This window comes from Blautia sp. OM07-19, from assembly GCF_003481595.1.
Taxonomy (GTDB): domain Bacteria; phylum Bacillota; class Clostridia; order Lachnospirales; family Lachnospiraceae; genus Blautia_A; species Blautia_A intestinihominis.
This window is the reverse complement of the sequence record NZ_QULA01000071.1, coordinates 1-4,416: the sequence shown is the minus strand read 5'-3', so window position 1 is coordinate 4,416 and position 4,416 is coordinate 1. Positions and strand designations below refer to the sequence as shown.

Here is a 4,416-nt window from a genome sequence, read left to right as displayed (position 1 = left end):
CTAAAGCGTCCGGAAGCACGCGACTTCAGTCGTGTGAGGATAGAGTTGTTGATTCACTGTGCGCATAATGAAATCTCAATTCTGCAATACAATAACAAAAATTCATTGAGCTGTACAATTCACCTGGCATTTTATTTTGCAAGAGAGTACTACACAATTATCAGAGAATTGCCAACAGGAAAAGGCTTTGCAGATGTCTGCTTTATTCCAAGAAACATAGCTGTGTGATCGAAAGGGCTGAAATCTAAGAAAAAAGTCATATTGACACTTTTTACAAAAATAGTTATAATTCTAAACGTTAGAATTATAACTATTTTATTTTGCAACAAACGCAAACAGGGAAGGAACGTGAAACATGGACACAACATTGCATTATCTGACAATGGCTAACCAGATGCTGATCCAGAAGAGGCTTCTGGAGCGGGTGAAGGCTTCGGGGCTTACGCTTGGACAGCCGAAGATTCTGGATTATCTCAAGGATCATGATGGAGCCAGTCAGAAGGAAATCGCGGCGGGCTGTTTTATTGAGGCGGGATCGCTGACTTCAATTTTGAACCGTATGGAAGAGAAAGGCCTGATCGAGCGGCGCATGCTCAATGGAAACAGAAGGACTTTTCATATTTTTATGACAGAATCCGGGAAAAAAAGTCAGAAGCTTGTCGAAGAAGCTTTTGTGGAGATCGAGGAGGCTGCGTGGAAAGATATTTCTCCAGAAGAAGCAGAGGCTTTTATGAAGATTTATCATAAAATTTACAGTAACCTGTCTGAGACAGGATGCGAAGAAACAGAGAAAGAAGGAAGGAACAAATGAACAAACTAAAAAGATACGTGATCTTTCTGATCGGTCTGTTCGTGAACTCACTTGGTGTCAGCCTGATCACCAAGGCAAGTCTCGGAACCTCACCGATCTCATCGATTCCGTATGTATTAAGCTTAAGTTTTCCGTTTACACTCGGAAACTTTACGATTTTCTTCAGCGTATTTCTGATCTTGCTGCAGTTACTGATCCTGCGTAAAAATTTTAAACTGGAACATGTTCTGCAGATACCGGTATCTATTATCTTTGGATATTTCATCGATCTTACCATGCTTCTGTTTACATGGGTAAACCCGCAGGCGTATGTTATGAAGATCGTATATCTTCTGATCGGATGTCTGATCCTTGGATTTGGTGTGTACATGGAAGTGCTGGCAGACGTTGTTATGCTGCCGGGAGAATCTTTTGTCCGCGCGATCGTTCTGACATGGAAAACCAACTTTGGTACGACAAAAATCTGCTTTGACGTTTCCATGGCGGTGATCGCGGCAATCCTGTCCTTTGTATTTACCGGACATCTCAATGGTGTGCGTGAAGGTACGATCATTGCGGCACTTCTGGTTGGATTTATTGCCAGAGTCCTTGGCAAGAAGTTTGCATTTGTCAAACCGCTTCTGTTTCCGGAAGAGTTCGCAGGGGAAAATGTGGAAAGTGCCGGCAAATCCGGTGCGGCATCTGTGGATAAACCGGCAGATGAAGTTCAGCGTAATGTCATCGTGATCGGCAGACAGTTTGGGAGCGGCGGACACGATATCGGCAAAGCACTTGCAGAAAAACTTGGCTATGCTTTTTATGATCAGGAGATCATCGAGATGACTGCCGGAACGACAGGATATACACCGGAATTTATCCAGAAAAAAGAAGAGATGATGACCAGCAGTTTCCTGTATGACCTGGTGAACCAGATGTATATGTATGCACAGCCGGACGAGGAAGCACCGAAGGACAAGATCTACGAAGCTGAATCAAAGGTCGTCAGAGAACTTGCTGCAAAAGGAAACTGCGTGATCGTAGGACGCTGCTCTGACTACACCCTTAGAGACAACAAAAACTGCCTCAGAGTTTTCTTCTGCGCACCAATGGAAAACAGAATGAAACGAGTCATGGACCGTCTGCATCTGTCCGAAAAAGACGCAAAACAGAAGATCCAGAAAGAAGATAAATGGCGCGCCGACAACTACCGCTATTACACCGGCCGTATCTGGGGCGCATCAGCAAACTTCGATCTGACTGTGAATACAGCTCTCGGAGAAGAGTACATAGAAATGTGCATCCGCGAGGCGATGAAACGGTAAAATCAATGTTCCGTATACGATAAAAAGAGTGCAGATCTTGACAATTCAGTACAGGATTTACACTCTTTTGTGTTATACAGCTACTTGATCGGTATTTATAATGTAAGGTCTTCTACATTAACTCCGAAAGATGATAATTTGGCTGTTGCCACTTTGATCTGATAGTCCAATTCTTCGTTTACAGTATCACCATTAGCTCTTTTAATACGCTGCAGGTCTGTGTATTTGTCGATAAGTAAAGCTTTTAATTCCTGATCACTCATATCATGAGTAACCTCCATATTGGCACCACCTTTCATAATTATAGTAATTATTATAGGTGATAATCATAAGGGTGTAAACCCTGTATTCAACTGTCAAGGCACAAACAACAGGAATTTTATCCAGAAACGGATTAGAAAGATTTGTTCTATATTATAAACATTAATCATCCATATGTCAAAGAGAAACGTTCGACAAATTTTTTACGAAATCAGTATTTTGTCTCTTTAAAAAAGATTTCCCGAGTGCTAAGATAGACAAGGCATAAATCGTATTTTATGGAGGAAAGAGCCATGACAGAAGAAATTGAGACACAAGAGAACAAGAAATTACCGGTCCTGCGGGGCGAGCTGGCGTTGCTGGTGGTGGTATTGATCAACAGCCTGGGAGTTGTGCTGATGCTGTATTCCGGTTCCGGGATCTCGGCGATTTCCAGTGTACCATATGCATTTTCGGAAGTATTCAATAAGATCTCCCTTGGAACCTGGACCTACATTTTCCAGGGACTTCTGGTATTATCCCTGATGATCATGCGTAAGAAATTCGTCGCACCGTACCTTTTCAGTTTTGTCGTTGGATTTGCATTCAGCGAGATGCTCGATGTACATGAAATGTGGATAGGCGTCCTGCCGATAGCCATTGGCTACCGGGTACTTTATTTTATCATCAGCTACCTGCTCTTGTGCATCGGGATCGCACTTTCCAACCGCTGCGGTCTTCCGATCATCCCGACAGACCTGTTTCCGAGAGAACTGGCAGATATCACGAAGGTAAAATATTCCAGGATCAAAATCGGCTATGACGTTACCTGCCTTACCATAACAGCGCTGATGACCTGCATCATCCTTGGACATCTGGACGGACTCGGAATCGGCACGATCCTCGCCGCATTTACCATGGGAAAAGTGATCGGCATGATTGGTGACAAGATGGATCAGCATGTGAGATTTGAGTCGTTTATGACAAAAAGAGCGTGATGAATTTCGGGACAGACAACGCAATAAAAGAATAAAAAACACAAAATAAAGATATAAAAACCGACAGGTATTCGCTACAATAGAAGTAGAAAATGCAGGTCGGTTTTTTAATATAGGAAAGGAACATAAGAATGGTAAGGATCAGCGACATCATACGTGCAGAATTTGCAGAAGGAGATAATAAAAGAGATGCAGGGCTTAAGACCCCGGAGAACATTGTAAGATACGATGATATTATATATGGAACAGAATCTAAATGGCAGAAACTGGATGTATATCGCCAAAAGGATGCTACGGGAAAGCTTCCAGTGATCGTCAGTGTTCATGGCGGTGGATGGGTATACGGTGACAAAGAAAGGTATCAGTTCTACTGCATGGATCTTGCAGAGCGAGGCTTTGCGGTGGTGAATTTTTCTTATCGCCTGGCACCGGAATATAAGTTTCCGGCATCACTGGAAGATACAAATTCCGTATTTACCTGGGTGCTGGAAAACGCAGAAACTTATAGATTAGATACAGAGAAACTCTTTGCAGTGGGCGACTCCGCAGGAGCACATATCCTGTCTCTTTATCTGGATATCTGTACGAATCCTGATTATGCCGGAAATTATAAATTCCATACACCAGAAGCTCCGCAGATCCGTGCAGTGGCACTGAACTGCGGACAGTATCACATGGGAGAGGAAAATCTGGACGAGCTTACAGGAAAACTGATGGAAGAATATCTTCCGGGAAAAGGAACGAAACAGGAACTTCAGCTGCTCTGTGCAGATGATTACGTGACAGAAAAATTCCCACCGGCGTTCCTCATGACAGCAGAAGAAGACTTTCTCAGAGGCCAGGCACCTCTGATGTACGAGAAGCTAAAAAGCATGCATATTCCATGTGAATTTCACGATTACCGCAGTGGAAAAACCGAAAAACTGGGACATGTTTTTCACCTCAATATAAGATCCGAGGATGCACATAAATGCAATGATGAAGAGTGTAGGTTCTTCAAACAGATATTGAATAACTGCGTGTCGCATTCTCGTTACTTTCAGTGATGAGTTAGACACGCAAATTT

General features: G+C 43.0%; 5 protein-coding genes and 1 pseudogene. 5 read left to right on the top strand and 1 reads right to left on the bottom strand.

Annotated elements, in window-relative coordinates; genetic code table 11:
* The 3 genes and pseudogenes from DXC01_RS20445 to DXC01_RS19720 all read left to right on the top strand — a co-directional run.
* A pseudogene (locus DXC01_RS20445) lies at nt 1–228 on the top strand (hypothetical protein); the annotation flags it as partial.
* Between the two features lie 127 nt (nt 229–355).
* On the top strand, nt 356–811 hold the full coding sequence (locus tag DXC01_RS19725; RefSeq protein WP_199705058.1) for a MarR family winged helix-turn-helix transcriptional regulator: 456 nt from the start codon (nt 356–358) through the stop codon (nt 809–811).
* The gene (locus DXC01_RS19720; RefSeq protein ID WP_118699672.1) at nt 808–2,112 is read left to right on the top strand and encodes a cytidylate kinase family protein; all 1,305 of its coding nucleotides are present in this window, start codon (nt 808–810) and stop codon (nt 2,110–2,112) included. Before DXC01_RS19725 ends, DXC01_RS19720 begins: the two co-directional genes overlap by 4 nt.
* 95 nt (nt 2,113–2,207) lie before the next feature.
* On the opposite strand, the gene DXC01_RS19715 is transcribed toward DXC01_RS19720, so the two are convergent.
* Entirely contained in the window at nt 2,208–2,393 is a 186-nt protein-coding gene (locus DXC01_RS19715; protein WP_118699671.1) for a hypothetical protein, read from the bottom strand.
* A 273-nt stretch (nt 2,394–2,666) separates the two neighbouring features.
* Between DXC01_RS19715 and DXC01_RS19710 the strand changes: the two genes are divergently transcribed.
* The gene (locus tag DXC01_RS19710) at nt 2,667–3,350 is read left to right on the top strand and encodes a DUF6198 family protein (protein ID WP_118699670.1); all 684 of its coding nucleotides are present in this window, start codon (nt 2,667–2,669) and stop codon (nt 3,348–3,350) included.
* Between the two features lie 131 nt (nt 3,351–3,481).
* Nucleotides 3,482–4,396: an alpha/beta hydrolase gene (locus DXC01_RS19705; protein WP_118699669.1), complete on the top strand. Its 915-nt coding sequence runs from the start codon at nt 3,482–3,484 to the stop codon at nt 4,394–4,396.
* Nucleotides 4,397–4,416: the final 20 nt, after the last annotated feature.

Bases quoted from the DNA above. Each gene is read 5' to 3' on its own strand.
- DXC01_RS19725 (WP_199705058.1), top strand. From the start codon at position 356: ATGGACACAACATTGCATTATCTGACAATGGCTAACCAGATGCTGATC.
- DXC01_RS19720 (WP_118699672.1), top strand. From the start codon at position 808: ATGAACAAACTAAAAAGATACGTGATCTTTCTGATCGGTCTGTTCGTG.
- DXC01_RS19715 (WP_118699671.1), bottom strand. From the start codon at position 2,393: ATGGAGGTTACTCATGATATGAGTGATCAGGAATTAAAAGCTTTACTT.
- DXC01_RS19710 (WP_118699670.1), top strand. From the start codon at position 2,667: ATGACAGAAGAAATTGAGACACAAGAGAACAAGAAATTACCGGTCCTG.
- DXC01_RS19705 (WP_118699669.1), top strand. From the start codon at position 3,482: ATGGTAAGGATCAGCGACATCATACGTGCAGAATTTGCAGAAGGAGAT.